This window comes from Candidatus Ishikawaella capsulata Mpkobe (genome assembly GCF_000828515.1).
In the GTDB taxonomy this organism is placed as follows: Bacteria; Pseudomonadota; Gammaproteobacteria; order Enterobacterales; family Enterobacteriaceae; genus Ishikawella; species Ishikawella capsulata.
Genome location: NZ_AP010872.1, coordinates 357,502 through 382,531 on the forward strand (window position 1 = coordinate 357,502; position 25,030 = coordinate 382,531).

Consider the following 25,030-nt stretch of genomic DNA (forward strand, 5'->3'; position numbering starts at 1 on the left):
TATTCCGTTTTTTAATAAGACCATAACATAAAGTGGTGAAAAACTATTTTATAGTATAGTAATAGAATTTATATGAATCAGCCCACACAACTGATTTGAGAAAAATTCTATAGAGGAGATGTTTAGATGGGTAAGATTATAGGTATTGATCTAGGCACCACAAATTCTTGTGTTGCTGTTATGGATGGGTCTAAAGCTCGCGTACTAGAAAATGCAGAAGGTGATCGCACTACACCATCGATTATCGCCTATATGCCAGATGGAGAAACTTTAGTTGGACAACCAGCTAAACGTCAGGCAGTAACCAATCCACAAAATACTTTATTTGCTATCAAACGGTTGATTGGGCGTCGTTTTAAAGATGCAGAAATACAACGTGATATCAAAATTATGCCGTATAAAATTGTTCAAGCGGAAAATGGAGATGCATGGTTAGAAGTAAAAGGACAAAAGATGGCTCCTCCACAAATTTCTGCAGAAGTACTTAAAAAAATGAAGAAAACTGCAGAAGATTTTTTAGGGGAATGTGTTACTGAAGCAGTTATTACTGTACCAGCATACTTTAATGATGCTCAACGTCAAGCAACTAAAGATGCAGGACGTATTGCTGGTTTAGAAGTGAAACGCATTATCAATGAACCAACAGCAGCAGCTTTAGCGTACGGTCTTGATAAAAATAAAGGTAATACAACTATTGCTGTTTATGATCTTGGTGGTGGTACTTTTGACATTTCTATCATTGAAATTGATGAAGTAGAAGGCGAAAAAACTTTTGAAGTGTTAGCCACAAATGGAGACACTCATTTAGGCGGTGAAGATTTTGATAGTAGATTAATTAATTATTTAGTTGCTGAATTTAAGAAAGATCAAGGAGTGAATTTACATAATGATCCTTTAGCCATGCAACGTCTTAAAGAAGCCGCGGAAAAAGCAAAAATTGAACTTTCTTCTGCTCAGCAAACTGATGTAAACTTACCATATATTACAGCTGATTCTGCAGGACCTAAACACTTAAATATTAAAGTTACTCGTGCAAAATTAGAATCTTTAGTAGAAGATTTAGTTATTCGTTCTATTGAACCATTAAAAGTTGCATTGAAAGATGCAGGTTTGTCAGTATCTGATATTAAGGATATTATTTTAGTGGGTGGACAAACACGTATGCCTATGGTTCAAGCTAAAGTAGCTGAATTTTTCGGTAAAGAACCACGTAAAGATGTTAATCCAGATGAAGCAGTTGCTGTTGGGGCAGCAGTACAAGGTGGTGTTCTTGCCGGAGATGTTAAAGATGTTTTATTGTTAGATGTTACTCCTCTTTCATTAGGCATTGAAACTATGGGTGGTGTTATGACTACTTTAATTAGTAAGAATACAACTATTCCTACTAAACATAGTCAAATATTTTCTACTGCTGAAGATAATCAATCTGCGGTAACAGTTCACGTTCTTCAGGGTGAAAGAAAACGTGCTATAGACAATAAATCTCTAGGACAATTTAATCTTGATGGTATTCAACCTGCTCCTCGCGGTATTCCTCAAATAGAAGTTACTTTCGATATTGATGCTGACGGCATTTTGCATGTATCTGCTAAAGATAAAAAAAGTGGTAAAGAACAAAAAATTACTATTAAAGCTTCTTCAGGTTTAAATGAGCAAGAAATTCAGAAAATGGTAAAAGATGCGGAAGCAAATGCTGAAGTAGATCGGAAATTCGAAGAATTAGTTCAAATACGTAATCAAGGTGATCAAATCATTCATAGTACTCGTAAGCAACTAGATGGATTAAAAGGAAAAATATCAGATGCCGATAGAATCAATATTGAGAAATCAATAGATAATCTTCTAGCAGTTCTAAAACAAGAAAATAAAAATGAAATTGAAGCTAAGATAAAGGATGTCATGCAAGCTTCTAGTAAACTGATGGAAATGGCTCAACAACAAGCAAGTGTGAATAACACATCAACTACTAATAAAGATAATAATGTTGTAGATGCGGAATTTGAAGAAGTAAAAGACAATAAAAAATAAATTGAATATTACTTATTAAGTATGGCGGTTGGGTTGATTCAGCAATCGCCTTAAGCACACGCGTACAACAGATTATATTATTAATAGTGTAATCATGTTAAAGGCAAACCATGGTAAAAAGTGACTATTATAATATTTTAGGAATTTCTAAATCAGCAGATGATCAGATGATTAAAAAAGCCTACAAGCGATTAGCAATGAAGTATCATCCTGATCGTAATCCTAATAAAGAAGCTGAGGCTAAATTTAAAGAAATTAAGGAGGCATATGAAGTTTTAATTGATAAACACAAAAGAGCAGCTTATGATAAATTTGGACATAGTGCTTTTGATCAGCAGAGTAGTGGAGCTGGTTTTGGTAACTCGGATTTTAGCGATATATTTGGGGATGTTTTTGGAGATATTTTTGGTGGAGGACGTCGTCAACATCCTACGAGAGGTGCAGATATACGTTACAATCTAGAACTAACGCTGGAAGAAGCAGTACGCGGTATCTTTAAAGAAATAGGAGTCCCTACCTTAGATCAATGCAAAGAATGTCGGGGTAGTGGAGCTAAAAAAGGCACACAACCACAAAATTGTCCTACTTGCCAAGGTAGTGGTCAAGTACACATGCGTCAAGGTTTTTTTACGATGCAACAAACGTGTCCGTTTTGTCAAGGACGTGGTAAGGTAATTAAAAATCCTTGTAGTATATGTCGGGGTAATGGTAAAGTAAAAAAATTAAAGAGTCTATCCGTTAAGATTCCGGCCGGTATTGATACCGGAGACAGAATTAGGTTAACTGGAGAAGGAGAAGCAGGTGAATATGGTGCTGGAGCAGGAGACCTATATGTAGACATCTCTATAAAAAAACATCCTATATTTGTTCGGGAAGGAAATAATCTATATTGCAAAGTACCGATTAATTTTGCTATGGCTGCTTTAGGTGGTGAAATAGAAGTGCCCACTCTAAATGGTCGGGTAAAATTAAAAATACCTTCAGAAACGCAAACTGGTAGGTTATTTAGATTACGTGGAAAAGGAGTAAGTTCAGTTCATAACGGTACATTGGGTGATTTAATGTGTCGGGTAATTATTGAAACCCCCATTAATCTTAATGAAAAACAGAAAAATCTGCTAAGAGATTTAGAAAGAAGTTTTTGTGGACCTACTGGAGAAAAAAATAGTCCACAATCTAAAAGTTTTTTTGATGGGATGAAAAAATTTTTTGATGATTTAACCAGATAATAAGTAGTATTGTCGAATTTAATGAATCAAATAAATGATAGCTCAAATATGCTATTGTTTTGGGTATTTGAGCTGTTTTTTATTAACTACCATTATCATTTAGTGGGATAATTACATGTAAAACTTATGTTAATTTACTAATATGTAAACTTAATTTTGTTTTATGACGGGCTGCTTTATTTTTATGAATAAGTCCTTTAGTAGCTTGACTATCTAATAGTGGTTGCATTTTTTTAAATGCTGCTTGAGCAGCGGTTTTATCTCCAATAGCAATTGCAGCATAGACATGTTTGATAGAAGTACGAATCATAGAGCGTCGGCTGGCATTATACTTACGTTGCTTTTCTGATTTTATTATACGTTTTTTAGCGGATTTAATATTAGCCATATATTTGCTCTCCAAATATATACATAAATTATTTAAATAATAGCACATTATTATTAAAAAGGTCAATACTATTTAGAAAAAGTTGTTTTAAATAATGTTATTATCAATTAATATTAATTATGTTAAAAATCAACATTTTAGTTTATTATTGTTTTAATATTAAAATTTATTTATTGATGATTTTTGCAAATAATTTGTTAAGTTTAAGATTAGAAAATTTCATCGTGGATGTGCCTTAACTATGGGTCATTTTGATTGTATCCACCGTTGTCATAAATATTTTTTAAAAAATTACGCAACAAAAATTTATAAATATAAAATACCAGTTATGTTATTTGAAACTCATCAACTGGAATTTCTTTTAGGTAGTCAAGTAAAGTTCCAGCGCATTTAACATGCATCAAAAATAAACATAATCGAAAAATATGGAATGTATTACTATGTAAAAAATTTGATCATATTTTTCAAAATTATCGGCAGATGATTTTATCAACGATATTTGAATTTCCCCAATCGAAATAAAAATATACAAACCTATAATATCTCCAATAACAGGCATATATATGGTAGAAATATTTTATTTAATTTTACTTATTGTAAATACTTAATACAACTTATACAGCTAAAGATATATATCTAATATTAATAGTGAATTGGTTAAAAATAATATTTATTATGTATATACCGTTGTAAAATATCCATAAGAGACTTGAAAGGTAATGACTAATTATAAATCTACTTTAAACTTACCAGTAACAAAGTTTCCCATGCGTGGCAATTTAGCTAAAAAGGAACCATTTATATTAAAACGCTGGCATGAGGACGATTTATATAGACTTATTTGTCAACATAAAAAAGGCAAAAAAATGTTTATATTACATGACGGTCCTCCTTATGCTAATGGGAAAATTCACATTGGCCATGCAATTAATAAAATTATTAAAGATATTATTATAAAATCTAAAAATATGTCTGGTTTTAATGCTCCTTATGTACCAGGTTGGGATTGTCATGGTCTTCCAATTGAACATAAAGTAGAACAAATAACTAATAAAATAGCCGAAAAAATTACAGAGCAAAATTTTCGTTTATTGTGTCGGAAATATGCCATTGAACAAGTAGAAGCTCAAAAAAGAGACTTTATACGTCTTGGGATATTAGGTGAATGGCATAATCCATATCTAACAATGGAATTTCATACTGAGGCAAATATCATTCGTGCTTTAGGAAAAATTATTGCCAAAGGTTACCTATATAAGGGATCCAAACCCATACATTGGTGTTTTGACTGTAGTTCCGCTTTAGCAGATGCAGAAGTTGAGTATCATGACATAAATTCTTTTTCTATATATGTTATGTTTATGGTTAGTAATATTGCATATATAAAAGATATCTTTAATATTAAAGATATTAATAATCCAGTAGGAATAATTATTTGGACCACTACCCCTTGGACATTACCAGCTAACTGTGCTATTGCTTTACATCCATCTGCTGAATATCAATTAGTACATACTAAATATTATAATTTTATTATGGCCAAATCCCTTATTAATGATGTGATGAAATGTTTTTCCATTTCATCATGGCAAATACTGGGAACAGTTATGGGATCTTCATTAGAAGATATATGTTTTCACCATCCTTTTATGGATTTTGATATACCAGTAATTATGGGAGAACATATAACATTAGACATGGGTACTGGGGCAGTTCATATAGCACCTAATCATGGATTAGAGGATCATATTCTCTGTAAAAAATATAATATCAAAAATAAGAACTTCGTTCAATCTAATGGTAACTATATACAAGGAACTTATCCAACATTAGATGGAATAAATATATTTAAAGCTAATGATTTAATCATAAAATTACTGCAGAAAAATAATTGTCTTCTTAAAGTTGAACACTTCTATCATAGTTACCCACATTGCTGGCGTCATAAAAATCCTGTTATTTTGAGAGCGACTCCACAATGGTTTATTAACTTAGATAAAAATAACTTAAGGTCGAGACTTATAGAAGAAATTAAAAAAGTTAAATGGGCTCCAGGTTGGGGTCAATTACAAATGGAAACCATGGTTAGAAATAGTCCGGATTGGTGTGTATCTAGGCAACGAAGTTGGGGAGTTCCTTTGACACTTCTAGTAAATAAAGACACTGATCAATTACATCCAAATACCTTAAACTTGATAGAAAAAATAGCTAAACTTGTAGAAAAAAAAGGTATTCAAGTTTGGTGGGATATTGATATATATGATCTTATAGGTAAAGATGCTAATAATTATGTAAAAATACTAGATGTATTAGATGTTTGGTTTGATTCAGGTTGTACAAGCTATTCAGTTGTAGAAAAGCGTCCGGAATTTGAAGATCATCTACCCGATATGTATCTAGAAGGATCAGATCAGTATAGGGGATGGTTTATGTCATCTCTAATTATTTCTACTCTTATAAGAGATAAGGCACCTTATAAGAAGGTGATCACTCATGGTTTTGCTGTAGATGCACAAGGTCGTAAAATGTCTAAATCAATAGGCAATACTATATCTCCTCAAGAAATAGTAGATAAATTTGGTGCTGACATTTTACGCATATGGGTAGCATCAAATAATTATTCCAGTGAAATGGCGGTATCTCATGAAATTTTAACACGCTCTGTAGACATTTATCGTCGCATTCGTAATACAGCACGTTTCTTACTAGCTAATATTAACGATTTTAATCCTCAAAAAGATTTAGTAGAACCAGAAAATATGGTAGCTATTGATAGATGGGCTGTAGGGAAAGCAAATTTAACACAATTAGATATTACTAAATTTTATGATAATTATGATTTTCATAGTGTAATTCAACATTTAATGCAATTTTGTTCCATAGATATGGGTGCTTTTTATCTTGATATCATTAAAGATCGTCAGTATACAGGTAAAAGAAAAAGTTTTGCAAGACTTAGTTGTCAAACAGCATTATGGCATATTACACAAGCGCTAGTACGTTGGATATCGCCTATTATTTCTTTCACTGCTGATGAAATTTGGAACTATTTACCAGGTGATCATAGTAAATATGTATTTACTGAAGAATGGTATGATGGTCTTTTTAGTTTATCAGATAATACAGAACTAAATGATTCTTATTGGTCTGAATTAATTCATATACGCAATGAGGTAAATAAGATCATAGAAAAAGCACGTTCGGATAAATATATTGGCAACAACCTAGAAGTATCTCTTGTGTTGTATGCAGATCAAGATTTAGCTGCTAAATTATACCTTTTAGGAAAAGAATTAAAATTTCTTTTATTAACTTCAGAAGTACAAATATATGATTTGTCAAAAGCTGGTGAAGATGTGCAACAAAGTAAATTATTTAAAGGGTTAAAAATTAAGATCAATAAATCTAAAGGTAAAAAATGTTTGCGTTGTTGGCATTATACCTATGATATAGGTGCAAATAAAAATAATGTGAATATATGTAGTCGTTGTTATGATAATATTTTTGGTGAAGGCGAGTATCGTAGATACGTTTAATGTTTAGATTTATGCGTTATAGTGGATTATATTGGTGTTGGATTAGTCTGCTAAGTATGTTGCTTGATGTTATTAGTAAGAAATTGGTGTTAGCAAATATTATGCTATATGAAAGTAAACCATTAATGCCATTCATAAATTTGTTTTTTAGTCGTAATTATGGAGCAGCATTCAGCTTGTTTTCGAATAGTAACGGTTGGCAACATTGGGTTATGATTATTGCTACCTTTGTGATAATATCAATTATCTTAAGAATAATGTACGATAGTAAATCGTACCCAAATTTTAATAATATCTCTTATGCTTTACTTTTAGGAGGAGCTGTAGGCAATTTATTTGACAGAATTTTCCATGGATTTGTTATAGATTTTATTGATTTACATATAGAAAATTGGCATTTTCCTACTTTTAATATAGCAGACAGCTGTATTTCTATTGCAACTTTCCTATTAGGAATAAAATACTTGTTTAATCACACCACTGATAAATAATACAAATTAAAATATTTTTGGTAGTACATAAGGTGCTCTTCATATACATAGTGGAACTGTCATTAAAAACACATATCATAAATGACATAATAGTTAGTTAATAAATTGTGGTACATTGGTGTAATCTTTATAGAAGAAGTTAAAATACATAAATGATTTTTTTTTCAGCTCATAGTGTATTTTATCCATTAGTAAAAAAATGGAACTTACTATAAAATAGCATATATTATATTTGACCTTCCCAAATAACTGCGTTATTAATTAATGTAAACAAAGTTATAAAAATACTTCATATGGTTTTATGACAAATATGAGAATTGCTATTGCTGGTGTAACAGGTCGTATGGGAAAAAAGCTAATTCAATCACTTCCACATATAGAAGGAATTGTATTAGGAGCAGCTTTCGTTCGGCCAGGCTCTATAGTAACAGGAATTGATGTTGGTCAAGTAGTTGGAGAAAAAATACTAGGCATCAAACTAATAGATAATTTAAATACGGCTATTAACGATTTTGATGTACTAATTGATTTTACTAATCCTGCGGCAACATTAACATATATCGATTTTTGTTGTAAATATAAAAAATCTATGGTTATTGGAACTACTGGGTTTACTGAATACGAAAAGAAAAAAATTTTTCTTGCTTCAGAAAATATTAGTATTGTTTTATCTCCGAATTTTAGTGTAGGAATTAATGTAGTAATTAAATTACTAGAAAAAATAACTACAGTTATGGGAAATTATGCAGATATTGAAATTATAGAAAGTCATCATCGTAATAAAAGAGATGCTCCTTCAGGTACAGCATTGGCTATGGGAGAAGCAATTGCTAATATAATGCATTGGGATTTAAATAAAAAAGCTATTTATAACAGAGGTATTCACAGTGGAAAACGTTTAGCTAATACTATTGGTTTTGCAACTATACGAGCTGGAGATATTATAGGAGAACACACTGCTATATTTGCAGATATCGGAGAACGCATAGAAATTACACATAAGGCATCTAGTCGCATTACCTTTGCTCATGGTGCTTTAAAAGCTGCTATATGGGTTAATAATAAAAAACCAGGCATATACAGCATGCAGGATGTATTAGCATTATCGACCTTATAATTATTATTTATCATGTTATTTAATAAATATTATATTTCAAATATATAACTTATATCATTTATATAAATAGTATTTGTAAATATTGCAATTGTTTTCCAACAATAAATTAATATCATATATTAAATATAAAGTTTATTATTTGGAGGATATCTTGATTAAAGAAGCACTTTTAGTATTAGAAGATGGAAGTCAATTTAGTGGCAGATCTGTTGGAATAACAGGATTAGTAGTTGGAGAAGTTGTTTTTAATACATCCATTACGGGTTATCAAGAAATTATTACTGATCCTTCTTATTATCGTCAAATAGTTACTCTTACTTATCCTCACATAGGAAATGTTGGTATTAATAGTCTTGACGAAGAATCTACTAAAATTTATGCACAAGGTTTAGTGATACGAGACCTATCATTAATAGGTAGTAACTTTAGAAGCGAAGAAGACTTCGATCATTATTTGCAACGCAATCATACGGTAGCTATTACAGACATTGATACACGTCAACTAACCCGATTACTTCGCCAAAAAGGTATCCAGAAAGGTTGTATTATTGCTGGTGATAATCCAGACGCTAAATTAGCTATTAAAGAAACACGTAATTTTTTAGGTTTAAAAGGCATGGATTTAGCAAAAGAAGTCTGTACATCACAACCTTATAAATGGAGAAAAAGTAGTTGGCGGTTACATAGTAATTCCTTAGAAAAGAGAAAGAAAGAAGAATTACCTTACAATGTAGTTGCATATGATTACGGAATAAAACGTAATATTCTGTGTATGTTAGTAGATCGAGGTTGTTCTTTAACAGTTGTTCCTGCTCAAACTTCTGCTTCGGAAGTTTTAAAAATGAATCCAGATGGAATTTTTCTTTCTAATGGACCAGGTGATCCAGAATCGTGTCATTATGCTATAAAAGCTATAAAAACATTTTTAAAAACAGATATTCCAATATTTGGTATTTGTCTTGGTCATCAATTATTAGCTTTAGCTAGTGGAGCAAAAACTATTAAAATGAAAGTTGGTCATCATGGAAGTAACCATCCTGTTAAAGACTGTTATACGAACAATATAATGATTACTTCACAAAACCATAACTTTGCAGTGGATGCAAGCTCTATTCCTAGGAATCTTCGCGTAACTCATATTTCTTTGTTTGATCATACTATACAAGGACTTCATCGGACTGATAAACCTGCTTTCAGTTTTCAGGGTCATCCAGAAGCAAGTCCAGGTCCGCATGATGCGGCTTCATTATTCGATTATTTCATAGAATTAATTGTAATCTACCGTTCGAAATTGGCTTTTTCTGTGGGAGCTTAATGATGCCTAAACGTAACGATATACAATCTATCTTAATACTTGGAGCAGGCCCAATAGTTATTGGTCAAGCTTGTGAATTTGATTATTCGGGGGTGCAAGCTTGCAAAGCACTACGTGAAGAAGGGTATCGGATTATTTTAGTGAATTCTAATCCAGCCACAATCATGACTGATCCAGAAATGGCAGATGCGACTTATATAGAACCGCTAAATTTTAAAATATTGAGTAAAATAATCCAAAAAGAACGTCCTGATGCTATTTTACCTACAATGGGAGGTCAAACAGCTCTAAATTGTGCCCTTGAGTTAGAACATCAAGGTATACTCAAAGAATTTGAAGTAGATATGATAGGTATAACTGCTGAGGCCATTGATAAGGCGGAAGATAGGCAACGCTTTGATAAAGCTATGAAAAAAATTGGATTAGATACCCCTAAATGTGGTATTGCACATATTCTAGAAGATGCAATAAAAATAGCTAAAGAAATGGGATTTCCCTGTGTAATTCGTCCTTCTTTTACTATGGGAGGCAGCGGTGGTGGTATTGCTTATAACCTAGAAGAATGTGAAGCAATTTGTGAACGTGCTATTGATCTTTCACCAATTAATGAACTTTTAATAGATGAATCATTAATTGGTTGGAAAGAATATGAAATGGAGGTAGTACGTGATAAGAACGACAATTGTATAATTGTTTGCTCAATAGAAAATTTTGATGCAATGGGCATACATACAGGAGATTCTATTACTATTGCGCCAGCTCAAACTATGACTGATAAGGAATACCAGATAATGCGTAATGCTGCTATCGCAGTACTACGTGAAATAGGAGTGGAAACAGGCGGATCTAACGTACAATTTGCAATTAATCCTAAGAATGGTCGTCTTGTAGTTATCGAAATGAATCCTAGAGTATCTCGTTCCTCTGCTCTTGCCTCAAAAGCAACTGGTTTTCCAATTGCAAAAATATCAGCTAAATTAGCAATAGGTTATACCTTAGATGAATTAATGAATGATATTACTAATAATCTTACCCCAGCCTCTTTTGAACCTACAATAGATTATGTAGTAGTCAAAATGCCTCGTTTTAATTTCGAAAAATTTTCTGGAGCTAATGATCGCTTAACTACTCAAATGAAATCAGTAGGTGAAGTAATGTCAATTGGTCGCACTTTTCAGGAATCAATACAAAAAGCATTAAGAGGATTAGAGTTAGGTACTACGGGATTTGATCCTAAAACTGATCTGAATGATCAGAATGCATTAAATATAATTAGACATCAGTTAAAAGATGCAGGTTGCGATCGTATTTGGTATATAGCAGATGCTTATCGTGCAGGTATGTTATTAGATGATATCTTCCAATTAACTAATATAGATCGCTGGTTTTTAGTGCAGATACAAGAAATTATAAATCTAGAACAACAAATTGTATCTATGGGTATTAATGGATTAACAAAAAAATTTTTACGTCAATTGAAACGTAAAGGATTTTCTGACGCACGTATAGCAACCTTGCTTAATACTGGTGAAAATGAAATACGTCAATTGCGCCAAAATTATAATTTACATCCAGTTTATAAACGTGTTGATACTTGTGCAGCAGAATTTTCTACTGATACTGCTTATATGTATTCTACTTATGAAGCAGAATGTGAATCTAATCCAACAAATAATAAGAATAAAATCATAATCCTTGGAGCTGGTCCAAATCGTATAGGACAAGGGATTGAGTTTGATTATTGTTGTGTACATGCGGCGTTGGCATTACGTGCAGATGGTTACGAGACTATTATGGTAAACTGTAATCCTGAAACAGTATCTACTGATTATGATATTTCTGATAGACTTTATTTTGAAGCTATTACTTTGGAGGATGTACTAGAAATTGTTCATATTGAGAAACCTAAAGGGGTAATTATACAATATGGAGGTCAAACTCCACTAAAATTAGCTAAATATTTAGAACAAGCTGGTGTGCCCTTGATAGGTACAAGTCCAGCCTCTATAGATTTGGCTGAAGATAGAAAAAAATTTCAAGTTATAGTTAAAGAACTTGGATTTAAACAACCCTCTAATGCGACTGTTACTAAATTAGAAGAAGCTATAGAAAAGGCTAGTATAATTAAATATCCTATAGTAGTGCGTCCTTCTTATGTACTAGGAGGTCGGGCTATGGAAATAGTTTACAATGAAAGTGATCTTAAACACTATTTTCAAACAGCTGTCAATGCATCCTATAATGCACCTGTATTATTAGATAATTTTTTGGATGATGCTATAGAGATAGATGTAGATGCTATTTGTGATGGAGAGAATGTTCTAATTGGAGGTATTTTAGAACATATTGAGCAAGCCGGAGTACATTCAGGAGACTCAGCTTGCTCGCTTCCTGTTTATACTCTCAGTGAAGAGACTCAATACAAGATACGTGAACAAGTTAAACTTTTATCATTTAAAATGAATATTTGCGGTTTGGTAAACGTACAATTTGCTGTCAAAAATAATGACATTTATCTTATTGAGGTTAATCCTCGTGCTTCACGTACAGTGCCTTTTGTATCTAAAGCCACTGGTATACCTCTAGCTAAGATAGCTGCTCGTGTTATGGTAGGTCAATCTTTAATGGAACAAGGTATCACAAGAGAGATAATACCACCTTACTTTTCTGTAAAACAAGCAGTTTTACCATTTAATAAATTTCCAGGTGTTGATCCTATTCTAGGTCCAGAAATGAGGTCCACTGGTGAAGTCATGGGTATAGGCTATACATTTGCCGAAGCATTTGCAAAAGCAATGTTAGGTGAAAAAAGTAAAATGAAGAAAACAGGACGTGCATTACTGTCAGTACGTGAAAATGATAAAAAACGCATTGTTGATTTAGCTACACAATTACAGTATTTTGGCTTTGAAATAGATGCTACATATGGTACAGCTACAGTATTAATAAAAGCAGGTTTGAAAGCACGTATAGTAAGTAAAGTACATGAAATAAATCCAAATATTCAAGATATTTTAAAAAATGGAGAATATACTTATATAGTTAATACCACTTCAGGTCGTCAAGCAATTGAAGATTCAAAAGTTATTCGTCGTAGTGCATTAAAATATAAAGTACACTATGATACTACTTTAAACAGCAGCTTTGCTACAATTTTAGCATTACATGCAGATCCAATAAAACACGTAATTTCCTTACAAGAAAGGCATAGTAGTACTAAATATACCGATAATAAATAACATTTCATTAAAAAAGCAAAGAGTTGATTATGAAAGTTAGTCTTATCGCAGCATTAACGATTGATAGAATCATTGGCAAAAGCAATTCTATACCTTGGATATTACCTGATGATTTGAAATGGTTTAAGTATCATACTTTAAATAAACCCATTATTATGGGACGTTTAACTTTTGAATCTATTGGTAAGCCTTTACCAAATCGTTGGAATATCGTGGTAAGCAAAAATCAACCAATTATAAAAAAAGGAATAACTTGGGTAAATTCATTAAGACAAGCACTTCTAGTTGCAACGGAGGCCGCTGAGGCAGAGGAGATCATGATTATTGGTGGTGGGAATGTATACGAGCAAATGATAAAAATTGCTGATCGCCTCTATCTTACACATGTATACTTAAAGGTAAAAGGTGATACTATTTTTCCGGAATATAAACCAAATGAATGGCATGTAATCTTCACTGAATTTCATGCGGCAAATGAAAAAAATATATATAACTATTGCTTTGAAATTTTAGATCGTCGTTTATGAAGACAACCTTGCAAATAGTATTGTTTTTTTTCCCAATGCAATAATGTTAGTGGTCCTCCTAAACAACAACCAGTATCAAGACCAATCGCTCCTTTTGGAATACCGCGTCCTTTTAATGATGACCAATGACCAAAAACTATGGTATAATTAACTAATGCCATGTTATCAATTAAAAACCAAGGCTTTAACACAGTAGATACTTCTTCCGGATTTCCTTTAAATTCTAAATTTATGTTGTTGTTGAAATCACAATAGCGCATGCGGGTAAGAGCATTAATGCTGAATAGCATTCGTTCTGAATTATTTAGTTTTGTGTCTAACCATGAACACTTATTATTATTGTATATAGAATTAAGTAAAGTAGTATAATTTTTATTAGAAAGTAATTTAGCGATTTCACTTGCACATAATTTGGCTATTTTCAAATTCCATTGGGGTGGAATGCCAGCATGGGCCATTATTAATTTTTTTTCTTCATCTACTTGTAGCAAAGGCTGATGACGCATCCATTGCATTAATTCATCTATATCACTTGCTTGCAATAAAGAAGTAAAATTCTCGTCTATAATATTAGAATTAATATTATTGTAAAGTGTTAATAAATAAATATCATGATTTCCTAAAACTAATTTAATGCTATTTTGAATGGACTTTAAATAACGAAGAACTTCTAAAGAGTGCGGACCACGAGATACTAAATCTCCTGTTAACCATAAAATATCTTTGTCAGGATCAAATTTAACTTGATCTAACAAATTACGCAATTCTTCATAACAACCGTGAATATCCCCAACTAAATACGTATTCATATAACATACCATTAATCATAATTTATCTTTATCATTGAATATAAATATTACAACATGTATAAAATATAAAGCTAATTAATCTTAAACAAGATATCTAATATTTCCTTGATTCAAGGCAGTATGAAATTTATAAATTAATGTCCTATTGATATAGGAAAGATATTTTTCTTCACAAGACTATATTGATTAGATATCGAATTAGCTAACTTGATATATTGTTCTCCTGATATATTTTCTGCTCGTGACAGAGGGCAAATACCAAACAATTCTAAAACTTCTGCTGTAAATATATTCTTCAAACTATTGCGTAAAATTTTCCTCCTTTTTTTAAAAGCTTCATTTACAATAAAATTTAACATACACATATCTATGGCGGGATAAGGTATTATTTGATGAGGTATTAAACGTACCATTACTGAATCTACATTAGGTGATGGAAAAAAAGAACCTGAAGATATTGTAAACAAAGGAATTATTTGACAATAGTATTGTGCCATGATAGTTAATTTACCATAAGATTTTTCTCCAGGTTTTGCTACTAATCGATCGGCTACTTCTTTTTGAAGCATAAAATGCATATCTTTAATGAAAGTAATGTAATTAAAGAGATAAAATATTATTTTTGTGGAAATATTATAAGGTAAATTACCAAATATTCTCATTTTTTTATTTTTTTGTATCAATTTACTGAAATTAACATTCATAACATCTTTTTCAAGAATAATTATTTTTTTATTTATATGGTTATTGTCACTTAACCGTCTTACTAAATCGCGATCAATTTCTATTATCGTTAAGTTATCTAAATACTTAATTATTGGTTCCGTTAAAGCTCCTAATCCCGGACCAATTTCTATGATATAATCATTGGATTGCGGATTAATAGCAGATATTATTCTATTAATAATGTTTACATTTATTAAAAAATGTTGTCCAAAACGCTTTCGTATATGGTGGTTTTTATAGAATTGTTTATGCATCATTTTTTTTACTTATATGAATTGCCAAATTAATAGCTTTCATAAGACTGTAGGAATCAGCTATATTCTGACCAGCTAATTGAATAGCTGTACCATGATCAACAGATGTACGGATAAATGGAAGACCTAATGTAATATTAACAGCTTTACCAAACCCTTGAAATTTTAATACTGGTAATCCTTGATCATGATACATAGCTAGTATAGCATCAGCACTTCTTAGATATTCCGGTTGAAAAATCGAATCTGCTGATAGTGGTCCAGTTAAGTAAATGCCTTCTTTACGTAACTTTTTTAAAGTGGGTATAATAGTAACAATTTCTTCTTGACCTATATATCCATTTTCTCCTGCATGAGGATTTAATCCACATACATAAATATGTGGCTTATCTAAAGAAAATTTTTTTTGTAACTCACTGTGTAAAATAGTTATTATTTCATATAGGCTATTACAAGTAATTGCAGAGTAAACTTCTTTTAATGGTAAGTGATTAGTGGCAAGTGCTACTCGCATATTATCTGTTACAAACATCATGACAGCTCTTTTACAATTCGTTACATTAGCAAAAAATTCTGTATGACCTGTAAAATCAATACCTGCAGCATTAATAATGCCTTTATGTACAGGACCTGTAATAAGCGCTTGAAACTCTCCTGTCATACATTTCTCACAAGCCATTGATAAAGTATTTATTACATATTGACTATTAGCAATAGACAGATGACCTGCTTTTACTGGATGAAGCGTATCTATAGGAAAAACGGTCAAAGTGCCACGTTGGTGTTTCTGCGGAGATTTGCTTGGATCATATTGACGAAGTATCAATGGTAATCCCATTTGTTTAGCTCTATTTTTTAACAATTCCATACAGCTAAAAACTACTATTTCGACCGGCCAATAATGTTGTGCTATCTGAATCACTAGATCTGGTCCAATTCCTGCTGGTTCACCAGGTGTAATTGCTAACCGGAAATTACTATTTAACATGCTTATAACCTATTTATAAAAATATCTTTACATAAGCTAGAGAATTGATTTCAGTTAGCCAAATTTTAATATGAATCTATCACTTATCCTCTCGGTAATTTTATATTATAAGAAATTCTAGTAGAACAAGTAAATCTGTTATTTCGTCCTTCTGAACGTTATAAAATATAATTTTAAAATTTTTAAGCTTCGAAGAAATTCGCAATAATATATTTTTAACTGGTTTTTTTATCTATTTAAATTCACGGATATGCGTTACTAACAACGTCAGATTTAACTAACGTTGTTTGTAAATCAAATTTTATTTCACTCATTAGCCAATTTTATTACTACCCGATTACTTTGTTTAACCTCTTCCATTACTACATATGTGCGAGTGTTGTTGATTCCTGGTAACCGCAAGAGCATATCTCCTAGCAATTGACGATAAGCTGACATATCTGCTACACGTGTTTTTAAAAGATAATCAAAATCACCTGAAACTAAGTAACATTCTTGCGTTTCATCAAGATTTTGTACAGCAAGATTAAACTGCTCGAATATATCTGGTTCACGACGATTCAAAGTAATTTCCACAAATACCAGTAGTGAGGCATCAAGATAATGTGGATTTAGTTGGGCTGTATAACCTAAAATAAAACCTTTTTGTTCTAGACGACGTACCCGTTCCAGACAAGGTGTAGGAGATAATCCTACACGTTTGGCAAGTTCTAAATTAGAAATACGACCATTTTTCTGTAATTCATTAAGAATATTTTTATCTATGCGATCTATATTTTTACCGAGACGTTTTTTTGTATTTAACATTATATATATCTCTCTTACATTCTACTATTAACTTGTCATCTTCTACAATGATCTACTTTAATATATTTATTGATGATAACTCTGCTCTAGTATATATCATATATAACTTGTATTTTTATAAAAGTTAATCACTTTACATGTTAAGTGACATTGATTAATTTTTGGAAACCAACTAAGATAATTCAATTATCTATTAACTAATCATTAGTTTCCTTAAAAAGGAAAATTTTTAAAGTAAACATTTACAATGTCATATTAAATGATTTATTTTAATGACATTATTATACAATATTTTTGTATATTTATTTACACTTAAAAATTAAAAAATGATTAGCAATCATTATTTAAATTGTGGTAAATATTGAGGAACATATGGTTATAAGTAATCCTATACATAGTAAATTAATTATTTTAGGATCTGGTCCGGCTGGATATACAGCAGCCATTTATGCTGCTCGTGCTAACTTGAAACCAGTATTGATTACTGGATTAGCACAAGGTGGGCAACTAACTACGACTAATGAAGTGGAAAATTGGCCTGGAGATCCTGACAACCTGACCGGTCCATTATTAATGCAACGTATGCATGAACACGCAAAAAAATTTCAAACTAAAATCATAGTAGATCACATTAATAGTGTAAATTTCCAGAATAAACCTTTCTTTCTATTAGGTGAAAAATATGAGTATACTGCAGATGCTATAATTATTGCTACAGGTGCATCGGCTCGTTATTTAGGCCTACCTTCAGAAGAAGCTTTTAAAGGTAAGGGGGTATCTGCTTGTGCAACTTGTGATGGTTTTTTTTATAAGAAAAAAAAAGTAGCAGTTATTGGAGGTGGTAACACTGCTTTGGAAGAAGCTTTATATTTATCAAATATTGCATCAGAAGTTCATCTCGTTCATCGTCGTAATAATTTTAGAGCTGAAAAAATAATCATAGATCGATTAATGGAGAAAGTAGACAAGAGAAATATTCTCTTACATATGGAACATACTTTAGGTAAAATATTAGGTGATGATTCCGGAGTCACAGGTATGATTTTATATTCCACAACACCCAACAAAAATATCAAAAAAATAGCTGTTACAGGAATATTTATTGCTATTGGTCATATTCCTAATACTGCTATTTTTAGAGAACAACTACAGTTAGAAAAAGGATATATTAAAATACTCTCTGGAATCAATAATAACGCAACTCAAACTAGTATACCTGGTGTATTTGCGGCAGGTGATGTAATAGACCCTTGTTATCGTCAGGCAATTACATCTGCAGGAAGTGGATGTATGGCTGCATTAGATGCAGAACGTTATCTAGATCAATTGAGTTAATGGATGATATCCATTTCCACGGTCTATTAATAACTAAAATAAAAATTAACATCAGCATATAAATCAAAGGTTTTTGTTGTGATATTTATCAGATACTCATGTTAGTAATTAATGTAAAGTAGCAATTGATATTTGCTTATTAATATCTTAATCAAAAGTAACTAAACATAATATTCCACGTATTTATATTATTTTATAAGTATTCTATTGAACTTCCTTATGAATAATATTAGATCATTTACCAGAGATTATTAAATGACAAAAGAAGACAATATTGAAATGCAAGGTACTGTATTAGATACGTTACCTAATACCATGTTTCGTGTAGCATTGGAAAATGGACATGTAGTAATAGCCCATATTTCTGGCAAAATGCGTAAAAATTATATCCGCATTCTCACAGGAGATAAAGTAACAGTTGAACTAACTCCATATGATTTGAGCAAAGGACGTATTGTTTTTCGTAGTCGTGAATAAGAAAGATAATTAGTAAGATCAATACATGAAAAGGCAGCTTACTTTTATTACAGATAGATAGTAAATGAATATGCTGCTTGTTTTGTAATCTAAATATCCTAAAGACAAAGGCATGCGTATGCGTAATATCGGACGATCCACCATCTATTTCAAACCAACCATTGACGAGCATCCTCGCTTACTTTAAGTATAATATTCATTATAGATAAATTATTGCCATGATAACTTGATTAGAAAGATATCTGAGTCACCTGATTTATTTTTTAATAACATCGTTTCTATTATTTTGATGAATAAGTCCAATAATACTCCTTTTAATGAGTACCTCAGTTAGTTGTCATTATTACTAAGACAATATTCAGAATATTTTACTTTATTACCACTATTATCACAGTATATTAAAAATATCATAATGTGCTTTTTACCTCATATGAATATTGAATAAGTAATATTTATTAATTTGCTAAGTGCATGACGCTCCATTATGACATGTCAAATTCATAAAGCACTGACTAATTTTAATTGCTTCAGTAACAGGCTACATGTTAACAAAATACCGAGCTATTCTAGCAACAAATTGCTAATAAGTTAGTTACCTAGCATATTAGGGTTTATTAGGGCTGCTAATTCTGCTGCCACGCGAAGAGCTTTGACATTATGATGTTCTTCATACTTGAATTTTATTCCACAATTTTTATTGTTTCATCCATAGATAATGAAGTTCTATTTTTTAGACATATCCGAGTTAACGCTCAAAAAAATTAAAACTTATGATATGCCTTCCTCCTATTACAGGTAAATGACCACTAGAACACAATGGTTTTTAATTAAAAGCTATATCTTCTATATGTCCGTCCACCAAAAGGATAATATGTATTTCAAAATACCAGTGCAATCAATCTAGCAATATTTGTTATAAATTTTCCTATACATAACTCTCTCAATACCTATCAATAGGGTTACGTAGGAATACTTTGTGGAAGCTAGGAGTAGGTCTTCTTTGCTTTGACAAGTTTGATTCCAATTCTGGTCGTACAGATAGATTACTGTACATACTTTTACTTTAGCCGAAGGCTTTACAAGGCTAATAACTAGATGACGCTAAAGACCATAATACTTAAACCTTTTATGCGTAAACTATTTCCGAGACAATCATGGATCTCCATTTACTCTGGCATATTAAATTTAAATTTGATATGGGTTTTTTGATAAAAATTACCCGTATAGGTAATTAACATGCATTTTAATATACATCAATAAGATAACTTATTAATACATATCAGCATTATAATGACAATTAATCCAATTAATCATCATACTTGCAATATCTAAACCAGTGACAGTTTCTATTCCTTCCAGTCCAGGAGAAGCATTAACTTCCATAATTAGAGAACCACGATTAGCCCTTAGAATATCCACTCCTGCTACATTTAATCCTAATGTAAAAGCTGATTGTATTGCCATATCACGTTCTAGAGATGTAATCTCTACTGGATAAGCTTTACCACCGCGATGAAGATTAGAACGAAAATCTCCAGTTTTAGCTTTGCGTTCAATAGCAGCAACGACTTCATTACCGATGACTAAACATCGCAGATCTTTACCCTTTGATTCCTTAATAAATTCTTGTACCATAAATTTAATATTAAGACTACGAAAAGTATCAATAATACTTTCTGCTACTGCAATAGTTTCAGCTAGTATTACTCCTATTCCTTGTGTGCCTTCCAAAAGCTTAATTATTAACGGTGGTCCTCCAACCATTTCGATTAAGTGATGCGTATTTTTTAAATAATAAGATATACCAGTAACTGGTATATCAATCCCTGCTTTTGTTAATAATTGCATGGTATAAAATTTATCTCTAGTACGCTTAATGGCTCTCGATTTGTTTAATGCATAACTACCACAATTTTCAAATTGTTGAAGTATTGTGGTCCCATAAAAATTGATATAGGTGCTAATTCTGGGGATGACAGCATCAAAGTGGGGAAGAATTTCATTACGAGAATAAATAGTTGGTAAAGCGTTATTAATTTTAATATAGCAAGAAAGTGGGTCGATAATTTCTACATGGTGATTTTGTTTTTTTGCTGCTTCGGATAAACGTCGGCAAGAGTAAATCGTTCTATCGCGGGACAAAATAGCTATTTTCATCCTTATTGTTTTATCCTCATAATTGTGCACATAAGCAATTTTTGCAATATAAAAAAACTATTTTTGTTTATCATAATACATTTTTTTATAAAAATAATATATCTATATATAATGATAAGGCACTTTTTTCGTGAAAAGATTAAAAAAACTCAAAAAAATGTCCTTTAAATGTTTGAAAACTCCCCCAGACCGTATATTTTCTAATGATATTATTGGAAATTCTTGCACTGTTTGTTCATTTAACTGAATAATCATGATTCCTACTATTTTATTTTTGTGTAGTGGAGCTTTAAATTTAGGATAAAAAAATTTAATTTTTTCTTTTATAAACTGTCTTTGACCTTTAGGAATAACTATATTGGCATCTTTTTTTACCCCAAGTAAAACTTCTTTTTTATTACCAAAAAAAATGGTATGAGATATAAAAGGATGATATCCTTTAATTAATTGAATATTTTCAAAATATTTAAATCCCCAATGAAGCAACTTCTCTGTTTCTGTAAAACGAATGTCACTATTAGATGATCCAAGTAGTACGGAAATTAACCTCATGTTGTCTTTTGTTGCAGAAGCCACTAAATTATAACCAGACTCTGATGTATGTCCTGTTTTAATACCATCTACATTTAAATTGTTCTTCCAAAGAAGACGGTTGCGATTGTATTGAGTAATATGATTAAAAACAAATTGTTTTTCTTTATGTAAAAGATATTCTTCAGGTAGATCTCTTATTAAAGATTGTCCAATAAGCGCGATTTCTTTAGCAGTAGTATATTGATTTATTGCATCTAATCCATGAACAGTCATAAAGTGAGTACTTGTTAATCCTAGTACTTTTGTGTAATTATTCATTTTTTTTATAAAATCAATTTGACTACCAGCAATATAATCAGCAAGAGCAATACAAGCATCATTTCCTGACTGAATAATAATACCTTTGTTTAAATCTGAAACGGTAATTCGATCAAGAGGTTTAATAAACATTAGCGAAGAATTTTTTAGTTTTGAGTAATTTGTAGCGCAAGCATCTTTTGGTATATTAACTATAGCATGAAGATTAATTTTGCCATTTTTAAGTGCTTGACCAATTACATAGCTAGTCATCATTTTAGTTAAACTTGCGGGATTTAAACGAAGGTCCGGATGATATTTTGTTAATATTTTTCCAGTGTTGTAATCTATTAATATCCATGCTTTGGAGGTAAAAGTAGGAGCAGTAATACCCAAATCAGCAAAACTAGAAGTAGGAATAAAGAAAGATAGTGCAATATAAAATATGAATCGCCATCTTAAATATGAAGAGTCTATTTTTATCATAGCAAAAAAAAAACTTATCCTTACTAGAATTATTTGAATAGGATTCAAAAATATAAAGTGTATATAGTGAGTGCTATAGATAAAGTTCATTTTTATACGAGTATACTTAGTGCTATTGTAGCATATAAATTTAAAATTATTCATATATTTAAAGATACTTGATATATTCGATAATATTATATAGATTCAATAAATCTACTATAGAGAGATAAAATTAAAAAGTATGAAAAATCTAATTTCTTTTGATGAAGCTAAAAAAATAATATTAAATCAATTAATACCCATAGTTGAATCTGTAAAAGTACCACTTACAGAGGCAATAGGCAGAATTAGTGCAGCTTCTATTTATTCTCCTATTGCTATACCAATATTTGATAATTCTGCTGTTGATGGATATGCTATACGGTTCAATGATTGTACTACACAAGCATTACTTCCCATAGCAGGATACTCTTGTGCTGGAAAACCTTTTTTAGGACCATGGCCTCATAATAGTGTGATACGTATTATGACAGGAGCACCATTACCATTGGGATCTGAAGCTATTGTTATGCAAGAAGACGTAAAAATTTTTTCTGGTGGAATTAAAATAACTAAACCTATTATACCTAGGCAAAATATTAGATTCAGCGGAGAAGATATTAAAATTAATTCATTGGTTATTCCTTTTGGTCATAGGTTAGGTATAGCGGAATTGCCCTTAATAGCATCTTTAGGTATTTCTAACATAAAAGTATTTCGTAAATTACGAACTGTGATATTTTCCATTGGTGACGAGTTACAATACTTAAATAAAAAATTAGATATAGGACAGATTTATGATATTAATCGATTAATGCTTTCTTTTATGTTAAAAAAGTTGGGTTGTGAAGTTATTGATTTAGAAATTATTCCAGATAATAAAGAATTACTACATGAGGCTTTGATTCAAGCTGACAATAAAGCAGATATAATTATTAGTACTGGTGGAGTCTCTGTAGGTGATACAGATCATACTAGATCAGTACTAGAAAAAATAGGAAAAATAAAATTTTCTAGAATAGCAATTAAGCCCGGTAAACCTTTTGTTTTTGGACAATTAACTAACAGTTGGTTTTGTGGTTTACCCGGTAATCCTGTATCTGCCGCTGTTACTTTTTATCAATTAGTACAACCAGCAATCTTAAAACTATCTGGTCAAATTGATATTTCATTAGGGATAAGACAACGTGCCATTGCTGTAGATAAAATTGTCAAAAAATCAGGACGTGTAGAGTTTCATCGTGGTATATGTAAAGCTAATATAGAAGGTATACTAGAAGTGAAAAGCACAGGAAATCAAGGATCACATATTTTTAGTTCTTTTATGTTAGCTAATTGTTTTATCATACTACAATCTGACCGTGTTACAGTAGAACCTGGGGAATGGGTTGATATTGAATTTTTTAATAAATTAATGGAGAGTTAAATATTGAATTTTTTAACAAAAAAAGAACAATTACGTTATAATCGTCAAATTATTTTGAAAAACTTTGATCTTCAAGGGCAAAAGATCTTAAAAGATTCTAGTGTATTAATTGTTGGTCTTGGAGGAATTGGTTGTTCTACTGCTACTTGGCTAGTTTGTTCTGGTATCGGAAAGATTACATTACTAGATTTTGATCTTGTTTCTCAGAATAATTTACAGCGACAAATATTATATAGAGATACTACTCTTGGTATGCTAAAAGTTGATTCTGCTCAAAAAATATTACAGTCATTAAATAATTATTGCCAAATAAATACTATTAGTGAAAGATTAAGTAATGACAAATTAAATTATTTGATCAAGCATCAAAATGCAGTGTTAGATTGTACTGATAATATTGAAAGTCGTGAACAACTGAATGTATTATGTTACTTTTCTAAAGTCCCATTAATTTCCGCAGCAGCTATTCGTATGGAAGGTCAACTGAACACATTTACATGGCAAGTAGAACACCCCTGTTATCATTGCATTAGTCGGTTATTTGGCAGAAAAAAGTTAAGTTGTGTTGAATCCGGTGTTATGGCTCCTTTAGTTGGTGTTATGGGTGCCTTACAAGCCATGGAAACATTAAAATTATTAACAAATTATGGAAACTCATTAGAGAGCAAGATATTAATGTACGATGCATTAACAATACAATTTAAAAAATTTGTAGTTAAAAAAGATTTAAATTGTGAAGTGTGTAGCCATCATAATTTTAAAATATAATTATCTTTATCTAAAATGATAAATAGCATTTATCATTACTTATGAAAAATACTTTTTATACTTAGTAAGCTAATA

20 protein-coding genes are annotated in these 25,030 nt (G+C 31.1%); 13 read left to right on the forward strand and 7 right to left on the reverse strand.

Going from position 1 to position 25,030, the window contains the following annotated elements; genetic code table 11:
• The first annotated feature begins 126 nt into the window (after positions 1-126).
• Positions 127-2,028 (forward strand): molecular chaperone DnaK, encoded by a 1,902-nt coding sequence (gene dnaK / locus ICMP_RS01570; RefSeq protein ID WP_041069206.1) that lies wholly within the window; start codon positions 127-129, stop codon positions 2,026-2,028.
• A 110-nt stretch (positions 2,029-2,138) separates the two neighbouring features.
• Positions 2,139-3,257, forward strand: coding sequence for a molecular chaperone DnaJ (gene dnaJ / locus ICMP_RS01575; protein WP_041069210.1), 1,119 nt, complete (start codon positions 2,139-2,141; stop codon positions 3,255-3,257).
• A gap of 124 nt (positions 3,258-3,381) precedes the next feature.
• On the opposite strand, the gene rpsT is transcribed toward dnaJ, so the two are convergent.
• Positions 3,382-3,645, reverse strand: a complete 264-nt coding sequence (gene rpsT / locus ICMP_RS01580) for a 30S ribosomal protein S20 (protein WP_041069213.1) — start codon at positions 3,643-3,645, stop codon at positions 3,382-3,384.
• A gap of 208 nt (positions 3,646-3,853) precedes the next feature.
• Here rpsT and ICMP_RS03495 point away from each other — a divergent pair, with 208 nt between their 5' ends.
• From ICMP_RS03495 to folA, 7 genes are all read left to right on the forward strand, one after another.
• Positions 3,854-4,039, forward strand: a complete 186-nt coding sequence (locus ICMP_RS03495) for a hypothetical protein (RefSeq protein WP_407078882.1) — start codon at positions 3,854-3,856, stop codon at positions 4,037-4,039.
• A gap of 325 nt (positions 4,040-4,364) precedes the next feature.
• On the forward strand, positions 4,365-7,181 hold the full coding sequence (gene ileS, locus ICMP_RS01585) for an isoleucine--tRNA ligase (RefSeq protein WP_041069216.1): 2,817 nt from the start codon (positions 4,365-4,367) through the stop codon (positions 7,179-7,181).
• Entirely contained in the window at positions 7,181-7,672 is a 492-nt protein-coding gene (lspA, locus tag ICMP_RS01590; RefSeq protein WP_041069219.1) for a signal peptidase II, read from the forward strand. The genes ileS and lspA overlap by 1 nt, the downstream gene beginning before the upstream one ends.
• 301 nt (positions 7,673-7,973) lie before the next feature.
• A complete protein-coding gene (gene dapB, locus ICMP_RS01595) occupies positions 7,974-8,789 on the forward strand; it encodes a 4-hydroxy-tetrahydrodipicolinate reductase (protein WP_041069222.1) in 816 nt (271 codons plus the stop codon).
• Between the two features lie 151 nt (positions 8,790-8,940).
• The gene (carA, locus tag ICMP_RS01600) at positions 8,941-10,104 is read left to right on the forward strand and encodes a glutamine-hydrolyzing carbamoyl-phosphate synthase small subunit (RefSeq protein ID WP_041069225.1); all 1,164 of its coding nucleotides are present in this window, start codon (positions 8,941-8,943) and stop codon (positions 10,102-10,104) included.
• A gap of 2 nt (positions 10,105-10,106) precedes the next feature.
• Positions 10,107-13,343, forward strand: a complete 3,237-nt coding sequence (carB, locus tag ICMP_RS01605) for a carbamoyl-phosphate synthase large subunit (RefSeq protein WP_041069229.1) — start codon at positions 10,107-10,109, stop codon at positions 13,341-13,343.
• A 29-nt stretch (positions 13,344-13,372) separates the two neighbouring features.
• Positions 13,373-13,870 (forward strand): type 3 dihydrofolate reductase, encoded by a 498-nt coding sequence (gene folA / locus ICMP_RS01610; RefSeq protein WP_041069232.1) that lies wholly within the window; start codon positions 13,373-13,375, stop codon positions 13,868-13,870.
• On the opposite strand, the gene ICMP_RS01615 is transcribed toward folA, so the two are convergent.
• The 4 genes from ICMP_RS01615 to lrp all read right to left on the reverse strand — a co-directional run bounded on the left by ICMP_RS01615 (position 13,837) and on the right by lrp (position 17,454).
• Positions 13,837-14,679, reverse strand: a complete 843-nt coding sequence (locus tag ICMP_RS01615; RefSeq protein ID WP_041069235.1) for a symmetrical bis(5'-nucleosyl)-tetraphosphatase — start codon at positions 14,677-14,679, stop codon at positions 13,837-13,839. The two genes, folA and ICMP_RS01615, sit on opposite strands and share 34 nt — an antisense overlap.
• Before the next feature lie 134 nt (positions 14,680-14,813).
• Positions 14,814-15,659, reverse strand: coding sequence for a 16S rRNA (adenine(1518)-N(6)/adenine(1519)-N(6))-dimethyltransferase RsmA (gene rsmA, locus ICMP_RS01620; RefSeq protein ID WP_041070074.1), 846 nt, complete (start codon positions 15,657-15,659; stop codon positions 14,814-14,816).
• Complete coding sequence (gene pdxA / locus ICMP_RS01625) at positions 15,652-16,647, reverse strand: 4-hydroxythreonine-4-phosphate dehydrogenase PdxA (protein ID WP_041069238.1); 996 nt, start codon at positions 16,645-16,647, stop codon at positions 15,652-15,654. Before pdxA ends, rsmA begins: the two co-directional genes overlap by 8 nt.
• 306 nt (positions 16,648-16,953) lie before the next feature.
• Positions 16,954-17,454, reverse strand: a complete 501-nt coding sequence (gene lrp / locus ICMP_RS01630) for a leucine-responsive transcriptional regulator Lrp (RefSeq protein ID WP_041069241.1) — start codon at positions 17,452-17,454, stop codon at positions 16,954-16,956.
• A 372-nt stretch (positions 17,455-17,826) separates the two neighbouring features.
• Between lrp and trxB the strand changes: the two genes are divergently transcribed.
• Both trxB and infA read left to right on the forward strand, forming a co-directional pair.
• Complete coding sequence (gene trxB, locus ICMP_RS01635) at positions 17,827-18,789, forward strand: thioredoxin-disulfide reductase (protein WP_102032536.1); 963 nt, start codon at positions 17,827-17,829, stop codon at positions 18,787-18,789.
• Between the two features lie 255 nt (positions 18,790-19,044).
• Entirely contained in the window at positions 19,045-19,266 is a 222-nt protein-coding gene (infA, locus tag ICMP_RS01640) for a translation initiation factor IF-1 (protein WP_041069245.1), read from the forward strand.
• A gap of 1,269 nt (positions 19,267-20,535) precedes the next feature.
• Here infA and rimK read toward each other — a convergent pair.
• Positions 20,536-21,423, reverse strand: coding sequence for a 30S ribosomal protein S6--L-glutamate ligase (gene rimK / locus ICMP_RS01645; RefSeq protein WP_041069248.1), 888 nt, complete (start codon positions 21,421-21,423; stop codon positions 20,536-20,538).
• A 102-nt stretch (positions 21,424-21,525) separates the two neighbouring features.
• Positions 21,526-22,740 (reverse strand): serine hydrolase, encoded by a 1,215-nt coding sequence (locus ICMP_RS01650; protein ID WP_041069251.1) that lies wholly within the window; start codon positions 22,738-22,740, stop codon positions 21,526-21,528.
• A 223-nt stretch (positions 22,741-22,963) separates the two neighbouring features.
• On the opposite strand from ICMP_RS01650, the gene moeA reads away from it, so the two are divergent.
• A complete protein-coding gene (gene moeA / locus ICMP_RS01655) occupies positions 22,964-24,187 on the forward strand; it encodes a molybdopterin molybdotransferase MoeA (protein ID WP_041069254.1) in 1,224 nt (407 codons plus the stop codon).
• On the forward strand, positions 24,188-24,955 hold the full coding sequence (moeB, locus tag ICMP_RS01660; RefSeq protein ID WP_041069257.1) for a molybdopterin-synthase adenylyltransferase MoeB: 768 nt from the start codon (positions 24,188-24,190) through the stop codon (positions 24,953-24,955).
• Positions 24,956-25,030 lie beyond the last annotated feature (75 nt).

What these genes read in the sequence shown, in the direction of transcription:
- dnaK (WP_041069206.1), top strand. Translation starts at nt 127, where the DNA reads ATGGGTAAGATTATAGGTATTGATCTAGGCACCACAAATTCTTGTGTT.
- dnaJ (WP_041069210.1), top strand. Translation starts at nt 2,139, where the DNA reads ATGGTAAAAAGTGACTATTATAATATTTTAGGAATTTCTAAATCAGCA.
- rpsT (WP_041069213.1), bottom strand. Translation starts at nt 3,645, where the DNA reads ATGGCTAATATTAAATCCGCTAAAAAACGTATAATAAAATCAGAAAAG.
- ileS (WP_041069216.1), top strand. Translation starts at nt 4,365, where the DNA reads ATGACTAATTATAAATCTACTTTAAACTTACCAGTAACAAAGTTTCCC.
- lspA (WP_041069219.1), top strand. Translation starts at nt 7,181, where the DNA reads ATGTTTAGATTTATGCGTTATAGTGGATTATATTGGTGTTGGATTAGT.
- dapB (WP_041069222.1), top strand. Translation starts at nt 7,974, where the DNA reads ATGACAAATATGAGAATTGCTATTGCTGGTGTAACAGGTCGTATGGGA.
- carB (WP_041069229.1), top strand. Translation starts at nt 10,107, where the DNA reads ATGCCTAAACGTAACGATATACAATCTATCTTAATACTTGGAGCAGGC.
- folA (WP_041069232.1), top strand. Translation starts at nt 13,373, where the DNA reads ATGAAAGTTAGTCTTATCGCAGCATTAACGATTGATAGAATCATTGGC.
- ICMP_RS01615 (WP_041069235.1), bottom strand. Translation starts at nt 14,679, where the DNA reads ATGAATACGTATTTAGTTGGGGATATTCACGGTTGTTATGAAGAATTG.
- rsmA (WP_041070074.1), bottom strand. Translation starts at nt 15,659, where the DNA reads ATGCATAAACAATTCTATAAAAACCACCATATACGAAAGCGTTTTGGA.
- pdxA (WP_041069238.1), bottom strand. Translation starts at nt 16,647, where the DNA reads ATGTTAAATAGTAATTTCCGGTTAGCAATTACACCTGGTGAACCAGCA.
- lrp (WP_041069241.1), bottom strand. Translation starts at nt 17,454, where the DNA reads ATGTTAAATACAAAAAAACGTCTCGGTAAAAATATAGATCGCATAGAT.
- trxB (WP_102032536.1), top strand. Translation starts at nt 17,827, where the DNA reads ATGGTTATAAGTAATCCTATACATAGTAAATTAATTATTTTAGGATCT.
- infA (WP_041069245.1), top strand. Translation starts at nt 19,045, where the DNA reads ATGACAAAAGAAGACAATATTGAAATGCAAGGTACTGTATTAGATACG.
- rimK (WP_041069248.1), bottom strand. Translation starts at nt 21,423, where the DNA reads ATGAAAATAGCTATTTTGTCCCGCGATAGAACGATTTACTCTTGCCGA.
- ICMP_RS01650 (WP_041069251.1), bottom strand. Translation starts at nt 22,740, where the DNA reads ATGATAAAAATAGACTCTTCATATTTAAGATGGCGATTCATATTTTAT.
- moeA (WP_041069254.1), top strand. Translation starts at nt 22,964, where the DNA reads ATGAAAAATCTAATTTCTTTTGATGAAGCTAAAAAAATAATATTAAAT.